This window comes from Solimonas fluminis (genome assembly GCF_002930645.1).
In the GTDB taxonomy this organism is placed as follows: Bacteria; Pseudomonadota; Gammaproteobacteria; order Nevskiales; family Nevskiaceae; genus Solimonas_A; species Solimonas_A fluminis.
Genome location: NZ_PSNW01000014.1, coordinates 33,361 through 51,652, shown reverse-complemented (window position 1 = coordinate 51,652; position 18,292 = coordinate 33,361). Strand labels below are relative to the sequence as shown.

Genomic DNA, 18,292 nt, shown 5'->3' with positions numbered 1-18,292 from the left:
GCCCGGCGACTTGATAATACGCCCCCTTTTTCCGCCTAACCGCTGGAACTCCCTGTGAAATCCGCCATGAAGGCCTCTTCATGAAGAATGAATTCCCGCGCATCCAGCGGCTGCCACCCTACGTCTTCAACGTCATCGGCGAGTTGAAGAAGGGTGCGCGGGCCCGCGGCGAGGACGTCATCGATTTCTCGATGGGCAATCCCGACCAGGCCACGCCCCGGCACATCATCGACAAGCTGGTCGAGGTGGTGCAGCGCGAAGACCCGGCGGTGTTCCGCTACTCCGTGTCCAAGGGCATCCCGCGCCTGCGCCGCGCGATCGCGCGCTGGTACAAGACCCGCTTCGACGTGGATCTGGACCCCGAGACCGAGGCTGTCGCCACGATCGGTTCAAAGGAAGGCCTGGCGCACCTGATGCTGGCCACGCTGGACCGCGGCGACGTGGTCATGGTGCCGAACCCGGCTTACCCGATCCATCCCTACGGCGCGGTCATCGCCGGTGCCGACGTGCGCCATGTGCGCCTGACGCCGGGCACCGACTTCTTCGCCGAGCTGGAACGGGCGATCAAGGAATGCTGGCCGCGTCCGAAGTTCCTGATCCTGAACTTCCCCGGCAACCCCACCGCCGAGTGCGTGGAGCTGGACTTCTTCGAGCGCGTCGTGCAGATGGCCAAGGAGTACGACTTCTGGGTGATCCACGACATCGCCTACGCCGACATCGTGTTCGATGGCTGGAAGGCGCCGTCGTTCCTGCAGGTGCCGGGAGCCAAGGACGTCGGCGTGGAGTTCTTCACGCTGTCCAAGAGCTACAACATGCCGGGCTGGCGCACCGGCTTCATGTGCGGCAACAAGGAGCTGTGCTACGCGCTCAGCCGCATGAAGAGCTACCTGGACTACGGCACCTTCACGCCGGTGCAGGTCGCCTCCATCGCCGCGCTGGAAGGCCCGCAGGACTGCGTCAGGGACATCGCGCAGATGTACCAGGAGCGCCGCGACGTGCTCTGCGAAGGTCTGCATTCGGCCGGCTGGAACGTGCAGATTCCCAAGGCCAGCATGTTCATCTGGGCCAAGATCCCGGAGCCCTTCGCCAAGCTCGGCAGCCTGGAGTTCTCCAAGCTGATGATGAACGAGGCCAAGGTCGCCGTGTCGCCGGGCATCGGCTTCGGCGAGTACGGCGACGACCACGTGCGCTTCGCGCTGATCGAAAACGAGCACCGCACGCGCCAAGCTGTCCGCGGCATCAAGAAGATGTTGAAAGAATCGAGAGTATGAAACCCATCAGAGTCGGTCTCATCGGCCTCGGCACCGTCGGCCAGGGCGTCATCAAGGTCCTGCGCGAGAATGCGGAGGAAATCACCCGCCGTGTCGGCCGCCCGGTGGTCGTGACGCACGCCAGCGCGCGTGACCTGTCGCGCGAGCGCGGCGTGGACCTGACGGGCGTGCAGCTCACCACCGATTCCATGAGCATCGCCCGCGATGCCGACGTGGACGTCGTCGCCGAGCTGATCGGCGGCCACTCGCCGGCGGCCGAGCTGATCCTGGCCGCCATCGGGCGCGGCAAGTCCGTGGTCACCGCCAACAAGGCGCTGATCGCCCAGGACGGCAACCGCATCTTCGACGCCGCCCGCAAGGCCGGCGTGGCCGTGGCCTTCGAGGCGGCGGTGGCCGGCGGCATTCCCATCATCAAGGCCATCCGCGAGGGCCTGGCCGGCAACCGCATCGAAAGCGTCGCCGGCATCATCAACGGCACCTGCAACTACATCCTCACGCAGATGACCGAGAAGGGCGAGGACTTCGCCGAGGCCCTGGCCGCGGCGCAGAAGCTCGGCTATGCCGAGGCCGATCCGACCTTCGACATCGAGGGCGTGGATGCGGCGCACAAGCTGACCATCCTGGCCTCGATCGCCTTCGGCATCCCGCTGTCCTTCGAGGCCGTGGCCACCGAGGGCATCACTCGCGTGACCTCGCAGGACATCGCCAACGCCCGCCAGCTCGGCTACCGCATCAAGCTGCTGGGCATCGCCAAGCGCAGCGAGGGCGGGGTGGAGCTGCGCGTGCAGCCCACCTTCATCCCCGAGGACAAGCTGCTGGCCAAGGTCGACGGCGTGCTGAACTCGGTGCTGGTCAAGGGCAATGCCGTGGGCCAGGTCGGCTTCTACGGCCGCGGCGCCGGCAGCGAGGCCACCGCCTCCTCGGTGGTCGCCGACATCGTCGACATCGCGCGTGCGCTGACCGGCGAGTCGCGCTACACCGTGCCGGCGCTGGCCTTCCAGCCCGACGCGGTCAAGCCGCTGCCGCTGGTGCCGGCGGCCGACACCGAGTCGGCCAACTACCTGAGCCTGCGGGTGGCCGACGAGCCGGGCGTGCTGTCCAAGATCACCGCGATCCTGGCCGCCCATGACATCAGCGTGGAGGCCATCATCCAGCGCGAGCCGCATGGCGGCGAGGATGCCAAGGTGGCCCTGATCACCTCGGTGGTGTCGGAGCAGCGCCTGGCCACCGCCATGGCCGAGATGCAGACCCTGCCGTTCGTGCGCGAGGGCATCGCACGCTTCCGCGTCGAGAAGTTCGACTAGCCGGCGCTCGCGCCGGCGTTGCCATGAACGCCGAACACTACGCCGCGCTGGCGCGCACGCCGCTGAAGCTGGAGCCGGTCACCCTGGCCGGGCGCCACCTGCGGCTGGAGCCGCTGGCGCTCGGCCACGTGCCGGCGCTGGTCGAGGCCGGGGCCGACCCCGCGGTCTGGGCCTGGTATCCGCAGTCCGCCCAGGGCCCGGAGCGCATGCGCGCCTGGGGCCAGCAGGCGCTGGACTGGCAGGCCAACGGGGTGGCGCTGCCCTTCGTGCAGGTCGACGCCGCCAGCGGCCGGGTCATCGGCAGCACCCGCTTCGCCGCGGTCGATGCCGGCCATCGCCGTGCCGAGATCGGCTGGACCTGGCTGGCCCCGGCCTTCCAGCGCACCGCGGCCAATACCGAATCCAAGTACCTGATGCTGCGCCATGCCTTCGAGACCCTGGGCCTGGTCCGCGTCGAGTTCAAGACCGATTCCCGCAACCAGGCCTCGCGGCGCGCCCTGGCGCGCATCGGGGCAACCGAGGAAGGCATCTTCCGCCGCCACATGATCGTGGAGGGCGGCCGCCTGCGGGATTCGGTGTACTTCAGCATCATCGACAGCGACTGGCCGGCGGTGAAGGCCGGCCTGGAACGCAAACTGGCGTAAAATCCACCTGTTCAAACCCTGCTTCGGCGCCCCTAGAGAATCCGACGTGACCCGCTATACCGGCCTGATCGACCAATACCGCTCCCGCCTGCCGTTTGCCCCCGAGGTCCGTGCGATCTCCCTGGGCGAGGGCCGCACGCCGCTGATCAGGCTCGAGAACATCCCGAAGCTGGTCGGCTTCGAGGGCGAGATCTTCGTGAAGTTCGAGGGCCTGAACCCCACCGGCTCCTTCAAGGACCGCGGCATGACCTCGGCCGTGACCCAGGCCGTGCACGAGGGCTCGCGCGCCATCATCTGCGCCTCCACCGGCAACACCTCGGCCGCCGCCGCCGCCTTCGCCGCGCGCGCCGGCATCACCGCCTTCGTGCTGATCCCGGAAGGCAAGATCGCCCTGGGCAAGCTGGCCCAGGCCGTGGTGCACGGGGCCGTCGTGGTACAGATCCAGGGCAACTTCGACGACGGCATGCGCCTGGTCAAGGAAGTGGCCGAGACCGCGCCGGTGACCATCGTCAACTCGATCAACCCCTTCCGCCTGCAGGGCCAGAAGACCGCGGCCTTCGAGATCGCCGAGGCCCTGGGCCGCGCGCCGGACTACCACTGCCTGCCGGTCGGCAACGCCGGCAACATCACGGCGCACTGGATCGGCTACTCCGAGGTGTCGGGCTTCACCACCGGCGCCAACACCCTGCCGCCGGAACTGCGCAACTATTCCACCGCCCAGATCGTCTCCAACCGCCCGAAGATGGTCGGCTACCAGGCGGCGGGCTCGGCGCCGTTCATGCGCGGCGGCCCGGTGAAGGATCCGGAAACCGTCGCCACCGCCATCCGCATCGGCGACCCGCAGTCCTGGAAGCAGGCCTGGGTCGTGCGCGAGGAGTCGGGCGGCTGGTTCGACGAGTGCGTCGACGAGGAAATCCTGAAGACCCAGCGCTTCCTGGCCGAGAGGGAAGGCGTGTTCTGCGAGCCGGCCTCGGCCGCCTCGCTCTGCGGTGCGCTGCGCGACATCAAGGCCGGCAAGATCGCCCAGGGCAGCACCGTGGTCTGCACGCTGACCGGCAACGGACTCAAGGACCCGGACATCATCGTCAAGGGTGGCCTGCAGGGCCTGATCCAGGTGCCGGCCGAGCGCGCCGCCGTCGAGAAGGCGCTGCTCGATCGCCTCGCCTGAAGCCTGCTTGTGTCGTAGGAGCGGCTGTTAGCCGCGACGCAAGTATCGCGGCTAACAGCCGCTCCTACGACTTGTGCCAAGGGAAGCGTCGATGACCCTGCTGATCCGCCCCCGTCCCGCCGCCGATGCCGTCGGTTTCCCGGACAGCCTGCACCCGGTACTGCGCCGCCTCTACGCAGCGCGCGGCGTGGAAGCGGCGCAACTCTCGCTCGAGCTCAAGCATCTGCTGCCGCCCGCCGGGCTGCGCGGCATCGAGCCGGCGGCGGCACTGCTGGCCGACGCCATCGAGGCAGGAGAGGGCATCGTCATCGCCGGGGACTACGATGCCGACGGCGCCACCGGCACCGCGCTGGGCGTGCTGGGCCTGCGTGCCCTTGGCGCCGCCGAGGTGCACTACGTGGTGCCGGACCGTTTCCGCATGGGCTACGGCCTGTCGCCGGAGCTGGCGGAACTGGCAGCGGCGACCGGTGCCGGCGTGCTGGTGACCGTGGACAACGGCATCGCCAGCCTGGCCGGCGTGAGACACGCCCAGGAACTGGGCCTGAGCGTGGTGGTGACCGACCACCACCTGCCGGGGCCGGAACTGCCCGGCGCCGACGCCATCGTCAATCCCAACCAGCCGGGCTGCGGCTTCGCCTCCAAGGCGCTGGCCGGCGTCGGCGTGATGTTCTACCTGCTGCTGGCCCTGCGCGCCGAGCTGCGCCGCCGCGGCGCCTTCGAGGGACAGCCGGAGCCGAACCTGTCGGAGTGGCTGGACCTGGTGGCGCTGGGCACCGTCGCCGACCTCGCGCGGCTGGACTACAACAACCGCATCCTGGTGGAGAACGGCCTGCGCCGCATCCGCGCCGGCCGCGCACGTCCGGGCCTGCTGGCGCTGCTGAAGCTGGCCGGCCGCGAGCCCTCGCGCGTCGGTTCGGTGGACCTCGGCTTCGCCCTGGGGCCGCGCATCAACGCGGCCGGGCGGCTCGACGACATCCGCACCGGCATCGACTGCCTGCTGGCGGATTCGGAGGAGGCGGCGCAGGGCCTGGCGGCGCAGCTGGACCGCTTCAACCGCGAACGCCGCGAACTGCAGGCGCAGATGAGCGAGGAAGCCTTGCTGCTCAGCGAGGACAGCGAAGCCGTCGGCGTCGTGGTGTTCGAGGAAGACTGGCACGAGGGCATCGTCGGCCTGGTCGCCTCCAAGCTGAAGGAGCGCCTGCACCGTCCCTCCATCGCCTTCGCGCGCGCACAGGAGCCGGGCCTGCTGAAGGGCTCGGCGCGTTCCATTGACGGCCTGCACGTGCGCGACGCCCTGGCGGCGATCGATGCACGCCAGCCTGGCCTGATCGGCCGCTTCGGCGGCCATGCGATGGCGGCCGGGTTGAGCCTGCCCGAGGCCCACCTGGCCGCGTTCGGCCAGGCCTTCGACGCCATCTGCCGCGAGTGGCTCAGCCAGGCCCAGCTGCAGCGCGTGCTGGAGACCGACGGCGAGCTGCTGGCGGAGGAACTCCAGCTGGCCACGGCCCTGCAGCTGGAACATGCCGGGCCCTGGGGGCAGGGGTTTCCCGAGCCGATGTTCGAGGGCCGCTTCGAGGTGCTGGATGCGCGCCTGATCGGCAGCGACGGCCAGCACGCCAAGTACCGCCTGCGCAGCGCCGCCGGCGGCGCGCCGCTGACCGCGGTGGACTTCCACGGCGGCGCACGCCTGCAGTCGCCGCGCAGCCGCCTGCAGGCGGTGTTCACGCTGGCGGTGAACCGCTGGCAGGGCGCGGAGTCGCTGGACCTGCGCATCGAGCACCTGCAACCGCTCTAGCGCTGCCGCGTTTCCTCCAAGCCCCGCCTTCGCGGGGCTTTTTGTTGCGCCGCGGCGTCTGCTCCTGCCTGCTGCAGCCGGCCCGCTTGCCTGGAACGGAAATCGCGCCGATCGGATTCGCCAAATCCGATCCGATTCGCCAAGCCCCTGCGTTTTGCGATGGGGAAAGCTCGGGGCCACGGTAGGACTTCCCGCACAAGGGACGGGGAAGGACCGACCGGCCCATGCGAACCAGAGGCGTAGGAGGAGAAACCATGCGTCCGCCCAGTCCGGCATTTGCGAGAACCTGCACGGCAGTCACCCTGGGGGCCGGTCTTGCGCTGGCTGCCGCACCCGCCCAGGCGGGCACGCGCGACCTGGGCTCCGGCATGTCGCTGGACTACGCGGCCAACCTGACCTACAGCCTGGCGATGCGCACCGACGATGCCGACCCCGAGCTGCTGGCCAACGTCAACGGCGACGACGGCAACCGTGCCTTCGACAAGAATGCCCTGATCAACAACCGTCTCGCGCTGCTGGCCGAGGGCACCTTCCGCTACCGGCAGTACGGCCTGGTCGCGCGAGGCAGCGCCTTCTACGACGACGTCTACTTCCACGACAGCGACAACGATTCGCAGGCCACGCTCAATCGCGGCGGCCGCTCGGACCGCTTCTCCGACGACGCGCGCGATCGCCTCGGCGCCCGGGCACGCATGCTGGACCTCTATGCCTTCGCCGCCGTGCCGGTCGGGAACACCGCGCTCGACATCCGCGCCGGCAACCAGGTGGTGTCCTGGGGGGAGAGCCTGTATTTCCCCAACACCAGCGGCGCGCAGGCGCCGGCCGATGCCACCAAGTCCAACGTGCCGGGTACCGAGGTCAAGGAAATCCTGCTGCCGACCGGCCAGCTGTTCATGCAGTGGGGCGCGACCGACCGCCTGAGCCTGATGGGCTACTGGCAGTGGCAGTGGAAGGGGACCGAGCTGAATCCCTCGGACGCTTTCTTCAGCTCCTCCGATCTCGTCGGGCCGGGAGCGGAGAGCCTGCTGATTCCGGCGTTCGGCCTGGCGCTGCCGCGTGCGGCCGACGACAAGCCGGGGGATGACGGGCAATGGGGCATCGGCACGCGCTACCGCGTCGGCGACGCTACCGAGATCAGCCTTCACTACCTGCGCTACAACGACAAGAATCCGGTCGGCGCCAACGTGCTGACCGCGGGCGGTTTCCCCAGCGGCTACCAGGTGGTCTATACCGACGACATCAAGATGACCTCGGCCTCGCTCAGCACCGAACTGCTGGGCACGGCGGTGGGTGCGGAAGTCAGCTACCGACAGGATGCGGGCGTCAACATCCTGGTCGGCTCGTCTCCCACGCCGGGCCGCGGCGACGTGATCCAGGGCAACTTCAACCTGCTGAAGATCTTCCTGCCGACGCGCTTCTGGGACACGCTGGTCGCGCTGGGCGAGGTGTCCTACCTGCATGTCACCGACACCGAGGCCCTGATCGTGCCCACCGCCGGCGGGCCGGTAGCGGTCGACGACCTGGCCGGCAACCACGACGCCGGCGCCCTGCAATGGTCGCTGCAGGCCGGCTACCAGCAGGTCTGGGCAGGCTGGGACCTGACCTGGATCCTGGTCAACGGCTACGGCCTGGAAGGCACCTCGCCGATCGCCGGCGCGCTCGGCAGCTTCACCGGCAAGGGCGACATCCGCTACAGCTTCGGCCCGACCTTCAAGTATCTCGGCAATCTCGAGGTCGGCCTGGCCTACAACGGCTATGCCGGCGGCGCGAGCCTGGCGCGGCGGCCCCTGGCCGATCGCAGCAACGCCGCCTTCAGCATCAAGTACAGCTTCTAGAGGAGCGACACATGATCAGCAGCAGACGCATCCGGCTCCGGACCCTCGCCGCCGCCGCGATCCCCGCCTTGTTCGCCGCTGCAGCCCAGGGCGCGGTCAGCGCCGACGAGGCCAAGGCGCTGGGCACCACGCTGACGCCGACCGGCGCGGAGATGGCCGGCAATGCCGACGGCAGCATTCCGGCCTGGAGCGGCAAATGGCTGGGCGCGCCCGACCACGTGAAGTACGACGGCAAGCGCAACGCCGATCCCTATCCCGGCGAGAAGCCGCTCTTCACCATCACCGCCGCCAACATGGCGCAGTATTCGGCGAAGCTCAGCGAGGGCCAGAAGGCGCTGTTCAAGAAGTACCCGGACACGTTCCGGATCATCGTCTATCCGACGCACCGCGATTTCCGCCACACCGACCTGGTGAACCAGAACGTCAAGCTGAACGCGACCAGCGCGCAGCTCAGCAACGAGGGCCTGACGCTGAAGGGCGCCTATGGCGGCCCTGCCTTCCCGATCCCGAAGTCCGGCATCGAGGTGGTGTACAACGTCATCACGCTGGTTGGCCCCTGGATCTACGACGCCCCCAACGTCGGCGCCTACGTGCAGCCTGGCGGCGGCATCAGCTGGTCGCGCACCACGCTGTCGGTGTTCAATCCCTACCTGAAGGGCGACAATCGCGCCGGCTGGAAGGACAGCGACATCCAGTCGATGAGCATCACCATCCAGAAGGCCCCGCCGCGCACCAACGGCAAGATGTCGTTCACGGTCAACACGCTCGACTACTTCGGCGCGCCGCGCCAGGCCTGGCAGTACGACCCCGGCACGCGCCGCCTGCGCAAGTCGCCCGACGTCGGCTTTGACTTCCCGATGGATTCGGGGCCGCGCACGGTCGATGAGCAGAACGGCTTCAACGGCTCGCCCGAGCGCTACGACTGGAAGCTGGTGGACCGCCGCGAGGTGTACGTGCCCTTCCACACCAACCGGCTGGAGGACCCCTCCACCAAGTACGCCGAACTGGTGTCCACCAGCGGTCATCCGAAGCCCGACTTCATCCGCTACGAACTGCGCCGCGTATGGGTGGTGGAGGGCACCCTCAAGAAGGGCAGCCGCCATATCTACGGCAAGCGCCGGCTCTACGTCGAGGAAGACAGCTGGCAAGTGCTGCTGGCCGACAACTACGACACGCGCGGCGATCTGTGGCGTGTGGTGGAGAACTGCGCGGCCTACGCCTACGACGGCAAGTTCTACTATCTCAACGCGAGCTTCTACCACGACCTGGTTTCGCGGGCCTACAGCGCCGAGAACATCACCAGCGAGGAACCCACCTCCAACCAGTTCAACCACCGGCAGCCGCTGCCGGGCGAGTTCACCACCGACGGCGTGCGCCGCCGTGGCGGCACCTGAACCGGGAAGCGGCCGGCGCGCAGGCGACTGCGCGCCGTGCTGCTCCCCGCAGCTGCGCTCAGGCGGCCGTGCGGCGCCGGAAGTCGCGGGGGCTCACGCCGGCAATGCGGCGGAATGTATTGGTGAACTGGCTCTGGTCGTAGAAGCCCAGCGACAGCGCCAGATCGGTCAGCGGCATCTCCTCGCGGGCCAGCACGGCCTTGGCATGCTCGATCTTGGCACGGAGCACATACTGGTAGGGTGAGAGGCCGGTGCTGGCGCGGAAGCGCCGGCAGAACGCCGGCACGCTGAGCCCGGTGAGCCGAGCCAGCTCCGGCAGCGAGAGCTTCTGCGACAGCCGCTCTTCCACGCATTCGCGGACACGCCGCAGTTCCGGAGCCGACAGGCCGCGCCCTCCGGCATCGGGAACGTCGGCGGCGCGGCAGTAGTGGCTGACGTAGTGCTGCGTGATGCCGCGCGCGAGATGCCCGGTGAAGAGCTCCGAAGCCGGCGAGGGCTGCAGCAGATCCTGGTACAGGGCCAGCATGCTGTAGCGGATGCGCTCGTCCTGCCGCAGGATCATCTGTCCGCCATTGGGATGGACGAGTCCCCCGCGGCTGTGCTCGCGCAGGACGCTGTCGCCGACCTCGAGCAACACGCAGGCCTGCGACTCCTCGCCATGCCAGAAGCCTTCCCAGACATTGCCGCCCGAGGTCATCGTGATGCTGTCGCCGCCGCGGCATTCGTATTCGCGCGCACGGCGGTCGTAGACCAGCCGGCGGCCGTTGAGCGGCACCCAGAAGGAGAGCCGGTCATGCAGGATGGCGTGGCGCGGGGCATCCGGCTCGAGCTGCACCAGCGAGCAGCGGATGTCCTCCACCTCCCGTTCCAGGACGGTGTGGAACGGGGCTCCCGAAGCCATGGTCGCGGACGTCGTGTACATCGTGGACCTTCCGTGGGTTATCCAGCCGGAACTGCGCCTTTTCCTTCCGGCGCGGAACGACGTTGGCATGGCCCGGATCGAATGGGCAACCGGTTCAGCGGCGGTGTGGACGAACGGTGGCTGCCGCCGGATGGAGGGCGGTGCTTGCTGCACCGCGATCAGCCGTTTGGAGGAGTCAGCCGGAGGCGAAGACCAGGGGGACGGCGCGCGCCAGGGCGTTGCCCTGCAGGTAGTCGGCGCCGATGCGCCGCCACAGTTCCGCCAGGCGCGGATCGTCGAGGTTGTGCACGATCAGGCGGCGCTCCAGCGCACGTGCCAGGCGCAGCGTGGACTCCGCCAGGGCCTGCTCGCCCGGATCGCTGGCGGCGGCGGGGTAGAGCGTGGCATCCACGCGCAGGAATTCGGCGGGCAGCGCGCGCAGCAGGGCCAGTTCGCCCGCGCCGCGGGCGCTGAAGCCGTCGATGGCCAGGCGGCAGCCCATCGAACGCAGCGTGCCGGCAAAATTCGCAGCCGACTGCGGGTGCGCCAGCAGGGCCTTCTGGTCGGCCAGGAAGCAGATCCGGTCCGCGGTCACGGCATTGCTCTGGCCGAGCTGCTCGATCACGCTCTCGATGAAGCGCGGGTCGATCAGCGAAACGCCGGACAGCGGGATGAACAGGAGCCCCAGGTCGCCCAGCGATTCCGGCTGGCGTGCCAGCTGGCCTAGGATGCGCTGCACGGTCCAGCGATCCAGTTCGCCAGCCAGGCGCTGCCGCTCCGCCGCCGGCATGAAGCCCGGCGCCGGCGTCCAGAAGCCTTCCTCGTCCTCCAGCGCCAGCTGCAGCTCCAGCATCTGCCCGCGGCGCGGCTGAGCCTGCTGCAGGGTCTGCGTGGTCAGGTGGAGCAGGCCCTGCTCCAGGCCGTTGCGGATGCGGCGTGCCCAGATCGCGTCATCGACCGGCGCGCGGTGGCGGCTCATGCTCTCGTCGTAGACCTTGATGCTGTTGCGGCCAGCGCGCTTGGCCGCGGCGCAGGCTTCCTCGGCGCGGCGCATCACGTCCAGCGCCCCCTCGGACTGGCCATTGAACTCGGTGATGCCGATGCTCGGCGTCAGGTTGTACTGGCGCGCCTCCCAGGCGAAGCGGGTGGAAGCCACCGTGCGCCGCAGCGCCTCGGCGAAGGTCCGCGCCCGGTCGGCGCTGGAATTGCCCAGCAGGATCGCGAAGCGATCGGCGCCGATGCGGAACAGTTCGCCGGCGCTGCCGGTGAGGTTGGCGAGCAGCTCGGACAGGCGGACCAGCACGGCATCGCCGGCCGCGGTGCCGCCGCTGTCGGCGACGCGCGAGAAATGGTCCAGGTCCAGCCACAGCATGGCGTGGCCGCGCGGCGCCAGCTTGGCGGCGTCGATCAACTCGCGCAGGCGCTGCTCGCAGGCGCCGCGCAGGGGCAGTCCGGTGAGCGGATCCTTGATGCCGGCGACCCGCGCCGATTCGGTGGCCGAGCGGCCTGGCCCGGCCGCGGCCTGCGCGGTGCTGCGCTCGCGCAGGACCACCACCGCGCCGGCGATGCGGTTGCTGCGCGTGCGGATCGGCGTGGCCGTGGCCATCACCGGCCGCTCGGCGCCGCCGCGCGGCACGATCACCATGCTGTCGCCATGCTCGATGCGGGCGCCGCGCTCCATCGCCGCGCGGGCGAGATCGGAGTAGCTGTCGGAGGCGCCGTCGCTGCCGGCGTGGCGGGTGACGCAGACCTCGGCGAAGGCCTGGCCGCGCGCTGCCTTCAGCGGCGTGCCGGTGAGGCGCTCCGCGGCCGGGTTCATGTCCTCGACGCGGCCGTTCTCGTCGGTGCTGATCACGGCCTCGTCCAGGGCCTGCAGGGCCAGCGAGTGGCGCTCCAGCTGGCGCGCCGAGGATTCCTGCAGCTTGCGGCGCTCGCTGGTCTCGGTGGCGAGCTGCGAGTTGATGCTGATGTTGCGGTCGGTGACGTCGCGCAGCTGGCGCACGCGCTCGTTGTGCCAGTGCGCGAACAGTCCCAGTTCGTTGGCGGCGCTGTCGTTGGCGAGCAGGCCCAGGGTGTCGTTGGTGCCGGAGGTTTCCGACATGCGCTCCACCATCTTCGACAGGGGCCCCAGCACCAGCACGCGGAAGCCGAGGTACAGCAGCGCGACCAGGATGACCAGGGCCACCGCGGTCAGTCCCAGCATGCGCAGGAACAGCGCATCGGCGCCGGCGAAACCCTCGCTGGCCGAGGTCACGCGCAGCAGGCGCCAGCCGGGGTAGCCCAGTTCGAAGGCCGAGACGTAGCTGCGGCCGCCCAGCACCGGGTCCGCGCCCAGCCGCACGAAGCCCGGCTCGGCTTCCCACAGCGGGCGATCCTTGCCGCCCATCCACAGCGCCAGCATCGCCGTCTGGGCTTCCTCCGGCGACATCTCGCGGGTATCGGCCTTCAGCTTCTTGGCCGCCGCCGCCAGCGGCGACTGCGCGAACTCGGCCAGCAGTGCCTCGTTGCGTTCGTGCAGGGCCAGCGCCAGCGGGTTGTAGGCGGCGAACTCCTGCGCCAGGCCGGCCAGGTTGAGCGGCTTGTCCTGCGGCAGCTTTTCCGCCAGGGCCGGCGAGGCGGCCAGGATGTTGTTCTCCGCATCCAGCAGCAGGGAGTAGCCGCGCTGGTCGCGGCTGCGGGCGGCGAAGGCTTCCAGAACGGCCGGGATCGGCAGGGCCACGGTGACCACGCCGGCAAAGCGCCCCTCGCGCTGCAGCGGCAGGCTGCAGATGAGGGTGGCCGCCTTGGACAGCGGATCGCGTACGCTCAGGCTCCAGCTGCAGCGCGGCTCCTGCAGCTGGCGCGCCGGCGTGTACCAGCGCTCGCGCCAGTAGGGCACCACGCGCGGATCGTTGTAGTCCTCGCGCTGCTGCAGCCGGCCATCGGCGCCGCGCATCCACAGCAGGCTGGCGCGCTCGGCGTCGCTGCGCAGGGTGTAGGGCTCGGGCCAGATGCCCACCGCGGCATAGCCGGTGCCGGCTGCCAGGGCGGGGACCAGCGTCCTCAGGCTGTCCGGATGGGCATGCGGCACCAATGCGGCGATGCTGCGCGCCAGCTCCTCGGCCTGAGCCGCGTACTGGCCGATCTCCAGCGCCAGGCGGCGGCCGCTCTCCTGCTCGTAGCGGAAGGTTTCGCCGGTCAGTTCATCGTGCACCAGGAACTTGCCGGCGATGGCGGCCGCCACCAGCGCCAGCAGCAGCAGCAGCGTGAGCATCGCGACCAGCTTGAACTGCAGCGTCTCGTGCCAGCGCAGGACCGGCAGGGCGGCGGTTTTCGGGGAGGGGGCCTGAGCATTCATCGGGAAAGCCATGATTGCACAGGGAACCGCGCGGCACAGCCCCCCGAACGTAGAGCAGGTATCGTGTCCGGAGGGCAGAGCGCCTCAGCCGAACAGCCGGACCACCTTGTGCAGTGCAGCAACCAGCTGGTCAACGTCGTCCTCGCCGTTGTAGGCCGCCAGCGAAGCGCGGGCCGTGGCAGGCACGGCGAAACGCTCCATCAGCGGCATCGTGCAGTGGTGGCCGGTGCGGATCGCCACGCCCTCCTGGTCCAGGATGCTGCCGATGTCGTGGGGATGGGCGCCCTGCATGACGAAGGACAGGATGCCGCCCTTGTTGCGGGCGGTGCCGACCAGGCGCAGGCCCGGGACCGCCGCCACGCGCGGCGTGGCGTACTCCAGCAGGGCGTGCTCGTGGGCGGCAATGGCCTGCAGGCCCGCCGATTCGATCCAGTCCAGCGCGGCGGCAAAGCCGATGGCCCCCGCCATGTCCGGCGTGCCGGCCTCGAACTTGTAGGGCACCTCGTTCCAGGTGCTGCCCTCGAAGGCCACGGTACGGATCATGTCGCCGCCACCGTGCCAGGGGGGCATCGCCTCCAGGTGCTCGCGCTTGGCCACCAGGCAACCGAAGCCGGTGGGGCCGTAAGCCTTGTGCGCCGAGCAGACATAGAAGTCCGCGCCCAGGGCAGGGAAGTCCACCGGCAGGTGGGCGATGGCCTGGGCGCCGTCCACCAGCACCGGGATGCCGCGGGCGCGGGCCTCGCGGACGATGTCCTCTACCGGGTTGACCGTGCCCAGGGAGTTGGAGACATGCACCACGCTGATCAGGCGGGTGCGCGGGCCGATCCGCTTCAGCCATTCCTCGAACACCAGTTCGCCGGCATCGTTCACCGGTGCCGCCACGGTCTTCGCGCCGGCCAGCTGCCAGGGCACGATGTTGGAATGGTGCTCCATGCCGGTCAGCAGGACCTCGTCGCCCGGCTGCAGGCGCGGGGCCAGGAAGCTGCGCGCCACCAGGTTGATCGCCTCGGTGGTGCCGCGAGTGAAGACGATCTCCTCGCGCGAGGCCTTGAACCAGCGCGCGATGCGGTCTCGCGCGCCCTCGTAGAGGCCGGTGGCGCGCTCGGCCAGCTCGTGCACGGCACGGTGCACGTTGGCATTGGAGCTGCGGTAGTAGCCGTCCATCGCGCGCAGCACGCTTTCCGGCTTCTGCGTGGTGGCGGCGTTGTCCAGGTAGGCCAGGCGCTTGCCGCGCACCGTCTCGCGCAGGATCGGGAATTCGGCGCGCACCCGCGCCAGGTCGTAGCCGCTCACTGCAGGGCCTCCAGCTGCTCGCTGTTCGGCAGCTGGCGCAGCAGGCGCCGGGTAACGCGGCCGCGCACGTCCTCCTGGTGGATGTGCTGCAGCACCTCGTGGGCAAAGGTCCAGGTCAGCAGGGCGCGGGCCGTGCTCTCGGGCAGGCCGCGCGAGCGCAGGTAGAACAACGCCTCGTCGTCGAGCTGGCCGAAGGTGGCGCCATGTGCGCACTTGACGTCGTCGGCGTAGATTTCCAGCTCGGGCTTGGCATTGATCTCGGCGCCGGGCGACAGGATCAGGTTCGCGATGCGCTGCTCGGAGTCGGTCTTCTGGGCGTCCTTGTGCACGCGGATCATGCCGTTGAACACGCCGCGGGCCTTGTCGCGCGCGATGCCCCGGTACTGCTCGCGGCTGGTGCAATGCGGCGCGCGGTGCTCGATGCGCGTGTGGTTGTCCACGTGGCCTTCGCCGGCGGGGGCGTAGAGGCCGTGCAGGTGGATCGCCGCGCCGGGCTCGGCGAGGTCCACGTTCAGGTCATGGCGCGACAGGCGCCCGCCGAGGTCCACGGTGACTACGTTGGCGCAGGCATCGCGGGCCAGGTGCATGTTGATGCGCGTCAGGCGGTGGGCATCGGCACCGGCGTCGTTGAGGCGCACCAGGTTCAGGCGCGCGCCCGCGTCCAGCCGGATGTCGGCGAACACGGTCTCGAAGGCGCCATCGCCCGAGGTGTTGAGGATCAGCGTCGCCTCGGCGCCGCGCTCCAGGTGCAGGCGGTGGCGCTGGTGCGCGCGGTCTGCCGGGCGGATCGGCTCGTCGCGGCGCGTATCGGCGGCGATGCGCAGTTCCGTGCTGCCGCCGGCGAAGGCGGCATTGAGCGCGTCCAGGGCGTCGGTGAAGCCGATGCCCTCACCGGCTGCCTCGGCTTCCGGCAGCAGGGCTGCCGGGGGCAGGGCGGCCAGCGGGGAGAGGTCGGTGTACTTCCACTCCTCGAGGTCGGTGGAGGGCAGGCCTCCGGCCAGGAAGGCATCCAGGGCCTTGCGGCGCGCGCTGCTGCGCGCCGGTTCGGGCAGCGCCTCGAAGGCACTGCGGAAGGTGGCGAGGTCGAGCATCTCAGGCCGCCTGCTGGATCCAGCCGTAGCCCTTTTCCTCCAGCTCCAGCGCCAGCTCCGGGCCGCCGGACTTGACGATGCGGCCGCCGGCCAGCACGTGCACGAAGTCCGGCTTCACGTAGTCCAGCAGGCGCTGGTAGTGCGTCACCAGCAGCACCGAGCGTTCCTTGGAACGCATCAGGTTGATGCCGTCGGCCACCACCTTGAGCGCGTCGATGTCCAGGCCCGAGTCGGTCTCGTCCAGCACCATCAGCTTGGGTTCCAGCACCAGCATCTGCAGGATCTCGTTGCGCTTCTTCTCGCCGCCCGAGAAGCCCTCGTTGACGCCGCGCGAGAGCATCGCCGGGTTCATCTGCATCTGCTTGACGCGGTGCTTGACCCAGGCCAGGAAGTCGCCGGCATCCAGCTCCTTCTCGCCGCGTGCCTTGCGCTGCGCGTTGAGGGCCGCCTTGAGGAACACCATGTTCGACACGCCGGGGATTTCCACCGGGTACTGGAAGCCCAGGAAGATGCCCTTGGCGGCGCGCAGCTCCGGGGCCAGTTCCAGCAGGTCCTCGCCGAGGAAGCTCACCGAACCTTCGGTGATCGTGTAGTCCTCGTGGCCGGCGAGCAGTTTCGACAGTGTCGACTTGCCCGAGCCATTGGGGCCCATGATGGCGTGGACCTCGCCCGCGCCGAGGCGCAGGTCGACCCCTTTCAGGATGTCCTTGTTTTCAATTCGGGCGTGCAGATTCTTGATTTCAAGCATGGCGTTCTTCTGGCTCGAACCCTGTGGTTCTGGCTATGGCATCGGTCAGCCGACCGACCCCTCGAGTGAAACGGAAAGCAGCTTCTGGGCCTCGACGGCGAATTCCATCGGCAGCTCCTTGAACACGTCCTTGCAGAAGCCGTTGACGATCATCGACACGGCGTCCTCCTCGGCGATGCCGCGCGAACGGGCATAGAACAGCTGGTCTTCGCCGATCTTGGAGGTGGTGGCTTCATGCTCCAGGATCGCGCTGGGATTGCGGATCTCGGTGTAGGGGAAGGTGTGCGCGCCGCACTTGTCGCCGATCAGCAGCGAGTCGCACTGCGTGTAGTTGCGCGCGCCCTCGGCTCCGGGGAGCACGCGCACCAGGCCGCGGTAGGCCTGCTGGCCATGGCCCGCCGCGATGCCCTTGGACACGATGGTGCTCTTGGTGCGCTTGCCGATGTGGATCATCTTGGTGCCGGTGTCGGCCTGCTGGCGGTGGTGCGTCAGCGCCACCGAGTAGAACTCGCCGACCGAATCGTCGCCGCGCAGGATGCAGCTCGGGTATTTCCAGGTGATGGCCGAGCCGGTTTCCACCTGCGTCCAGCTGATCTTGCTGCGCGGGCCGCGGCAGTCGCCGCGCTTGGTCACGAAGTTATAGATGCCGCCGACGCCGTTCTCGTCACCGGGGTACCAGTTCTGCACGGTGGAGTACTTGATCTCGGCGTCGTCCAGCGCCACCAGTTCCACCACGGCGGCGTGCAGCTGGTTCTCGTCGCGCTGCGGGGCGGTGCAGCCTTCCAGGTAGGAGACGTGGCTGCCTTCCTCGGCCACGATCAGCGTCCGCTCGAACTGGCCGGTGTTGCGCTCGTTGATGCGGAAATAGGTGGACAGCTCCATCGGGCAGCGCACGCCCCTGGGGATGAACACGAAGGAGCCGTCGGTGAACACCGCGGAGTTCAGCGCCGCGTAGAAGTTGTCGCCGAAGGGCACCACCGTGCCCAGGTACTTGCGTACCAGCTCCGGGTGCTCGCGCACCGCCTCGGAGATGGAGCAGAAGATCACGCCGGCCTCGGCCAGCTTCTTGCGGAAGGTGGTGCCAACCGAGACGGAGTCGAACACCACGTCCACCGCCACCTGCGGCTGCACGCCGGCCAGCATCTCCTGCTCCTTGAGCGGGATGCCGAGCTTCTTGTAGGTCTCCAGCAGCTTGGGGTCGACCTCGTCCAGCGACTTGGGCGCGTCCTTCATCGACTTGGGCGCCGAGTAGTAGGACACCGCCTGGTAGTCGATGGGCGGGTAGTGCACATGGGCCCACTTGGGCTCGCTCATCTTGAGCCAGCGGCGGTAGGCCTTGAGGCGGAACTCCAGCAGCCACTCGGGCTCCTGCTTGCGCGCCGAGATGGCTCGCACGACGTCTTCGTTCAGGCCGGGCGGCAGCGTCTCGGAATCGACGTCGGTGACGAAGCCGGCGGAGTAGGTGCGGTTGCGCACCAGGGCCTGGATGTCTTCCTGGTTCGTGGACATGG

Annotated in this window: 13 protein-coding genes; 7 read left to right on the top strand and 6 right to left on the bottom strand. The window is 69.2% G+C overall.

Annotated features, from left to right (window positions below; all coding sequences use genetic code 11):
* The first annotated feature begins 80 nt into the window (after window positions 1–80).
* From alaC to C3942_RS19245, 7 genes are all read left to right on the top strand, one after another.
* Window positions 81–1,271, top strand: coding sequence for an alanine transaminase (alaC, locus tag C3942_RS19275; RefSeq protein WP_104232006.1), 1,191 nt, complete (start codon window positions 81–83; stop codon window positions 1,269–1,271).
* The gene (locus tag C3942_RS19270; RefSeq protein ID WP_104232005.1) at window positions 1,268–2,575 is read left to right on the top strand and encodes a homoserine dehydrogenase; all 1,308 of its coding nucleotides are present in this window, start codon (window positions 1,268–1,270) and stop codon (window positions 2,573–2,575) included. Before alaC ends, C3942_RS19270 begins: the two co-directional genes overlap by 4 nt.
* Before the next feature lie 23 nt (window positions 2,576–2,598).
* Window positions 2,599–3,219, top strand: coding sequence for a GNAT family N-acetyltransferase (locus tag C3942_RS19265; RefSeq protein ID WP_104232004.1), 621 nt, complete (start codon window positions 2,599–2,601; stop codon window positions 3,217–3,219).
* 46 nt (window positions 3,220–3,265) lie between these two features.
* On the top strand, window positions 3,266–4,387 hold the full coding sequence (gene thrC / locus C3942_RS19260) for a threonine synthase (RefSeq protein WP_104232003.1): 1,122 nt from the start codon (window positions 3,266–3,268) through the stop codon (window positions 4,385–4,387).
* 97 nt (window positions 4,388–4,484) lie between these two features.
* Window positions 4,485–6,182, top strand: coding sequence for a single-stranded-DNA-specific exonuclease RecJ (gene recJ, locus C3942_RS19255; RefSeq protein ID WP_436286243.1), 1,698 nt, complete (start codon window positions 4,485–4,487; stop codon window positions 6,180–6,182).
* Window positions 6,183–6,436: 254 nt separating this feature from the next.
* Window positions 6,437–8,017, top strand: coding sequence for a DUF1302 domain-containing protein (locus C3942_RS19250; RefSeq protein WP_165797541.1), 1,581 nt, complete (start codon window positions 6,437–6,439; stop codon window positions 8,015–8,017).
* An 11-nt stretch (window positions 8,018–8,028) separates the two neighbouring features.
* Window positions 8,029–9,411 (top strand): DUF1329 domain-containing protein, encoded by a 1,383-nt coding sequence (locus C3942_RS19245; RefSeq protein WP_104232000.1) that lies wholly within the window; start codon window positions 8,029–8,031, stop codon window positions 9,409–9,411.
* A gap of 58 nt (window positions 9,412–9,469) precedes the next feature.
* On the opposite strand, the gene C3942_RS19240 is transcribed toward C3942_RS19245, so the two are convergent.
* From C3942_RS19240 to sufB, 6 genes are all read right to left on the bottom strand, one after another.
* Entirely contained in the window at window positions 9,470–10,333 is an 864-nt protein-coding gene (locus C3942_RS19240) for a helix-turn-helix domain-containing protein (protein WP_165797540.1), read from the bottom strand.
* Window positions 10,334–10,508: 175 nt separating this feature from the next.
* A complete protein-coding gene (locus C3942_RS19235) occupies window positions 10,509–13,649 on the bottom strand; it encodes an EAL domain-containing protein (protein ID WP_114409780.1) in 3,141 nt (1,046 codons plus the stop codon).
* 84 nt (window positions 13,650–13,733) lie between these two features.
* The gene (locus C3942_RS19230; RefSeq protein WP_207766153.1) at window positions 13,734–14,942 is read right to left on the bottom strand and encodes an aminotransferase class V-fold PLP-dependent enzyme; all 1,209 of its coding nucleotides are present in this window, start codon (window positions 14,940–14,942) and stop codon (window positions 13,734–13,736) included.
* Window positions 14,939–16,033 (bottom strand): Fe-S cluster assembly protein SufD, encoded by a 1,095-nt coding sequence (gene sufD / locus C3942_RS19225; protein ID WP_104231997.1) that lies wholly within the window; start codon window positions 16,031–16,033, stop codon window positions 14,939–14,941. The genes C3942_RS19230 and sufD overlap by 4 nt, the downstream gene beginning before the upstream one ends.
* Before the next feature lies 1 nt (window position 16,034).
* Entirely contained in the window at window positions 16,035–16,781 is a 747-nt protein-coding gene (gene sufC / locus C3942_RS19220; protein ID WP_104231996.1) for a Fe-S cluster assembly ATPase SufC, read from the bottom strand.
* Window positions 16,782–16,826: 45 nt separating this feature from the next.
* Complete coding sequence (gene sufB, locus C3942_RS19215; protein WP_104231995.1) at window positions 16,827–18,290, bottom strand: Fe-S cluster assembly protein SufB; 1,464 nt, start codon at window positions 18,288–18,290, stop codon at window positions 16,827–16,829.
* Window positions 18,291–18,292: the final 2 nt, after the last annotated feature.

Coding starts and splice junctions, on each gene's coding strand:
- C3942_RS19240 (WP_165797540.1), bottom strand. CDS start 10,333: ATGTACACGACGTCCGCGACCATGGCTTCGGGAGCCCCGTTCCACACC.
- C3942_RS19235 (WP_114409780.1), bottom strand. CDS start 13,649: ATGAATGCTCAGGCCCCCTCCCCGAAAACCGCCGCCCTGCCGGTCCTG.
- alaC (WP_104232006.1), top strand. CDS start 81: ATGAAGAATGAATTCCCGCGCATCCAGCGGCTGCCACCCTACGTCTTC.
- sufD (WP_104231997.1), bottom strand. CDS start 16,033: ATGCTCGACCTCGCCACCTTCCGCAGTGCCTTCGAGGCGCTGCCCGAA.
- C3942_RS19270 (WP_104232005.1), top strand. CDS start 1,268: ATGAAACCCATCAGAGTCGGTCTCATCGGCCTCGGCACCGTCGGCCAG.
- C3942_RS19250 (WP_165797541.1), top strand. CDS start 6,437: ATGCGTCCGCCCAGTCCGGCATTTGCGAGAACCTGCACGGCAGTCACC.
- C3942_RS19265 (WP_104232004.1), top strand. CDS start 2,599: ATGAACGCCGAACACTACGCCGCGCTGGCGCGCACGCCGCTGAAGCTG.
- C3942_RS19245 (WP_104232000.1), top strand. CDS start 8,029: ATGATCAGCAGCAGACGCATCCGGCTCCGGACCCTCGCCGCCGCCGCG.
- sufC (WP_104231996.1), bottom strand. CDS start 16,781: ATGCTTGAAATCAAGAATCTGCACGCCCGAATTGAAAACAAGGACATC.
- sufB (WP_104231995.1), bottom strand. CDS start 18,290: ATGTCCACGAACCAGGAAGACATCCAGGCCCTGGTGCGCAACCGCACC.